This is a genomic window from Mycobacterium sp. UM_Kg27 (assembly GCF_000972905.1).
In the GTDB taxonomy this organism is placed as follows: Bacteria; Actinomycetota; Actinomycetes; order Mycobacteriales; family Mycobacteriaceae; genus Mycobacterium.
The window spans coordinates 1-245 of record NZ_JRMM01000376.1 but is presented as its reverse complement, the minus strand read 5'-3'; the positions used below and the strand labels follow the sequence as shown (position 1 = coordinate 245).

Sequence of the window (245 nt, the reverse complement as noted above, 5' to 3'; positions counted from 1 at the left end):
CAGTTCGGTGATGTGGATGCCCACGGTGCGTTGATTCGTGCTCAGGCGGCGTCGTTGGAGGCTGAGCACCAGGCGATCGTGCACGATGTGCTGGCTGCCGGTGATTTCTGGGGTGGCGCGGGTTCGGTGGCGTGCCAGGAGTTTGTGGCGCAGTTGGGCCGCAACTTCGCGGTGATCTACGAGCAGGCCAACAGCCACGGTCAGAAGGTGCAGTCGGCCGGCAACAACATGGCCAACACCGACGC

Annotated in this window: 1 protein-coding gene; it reads left to right on the top strand. The window is 64.1% G+C overall.

The window, feature by feature from the left end:
- A partial coding sequence (locus tag LI94_RS21710; protein WP_152664917.1) for a WXG100 family type VII secretion target occupies nucleotides 1-245 on the top strand: 245 nt, incomplete at both ends.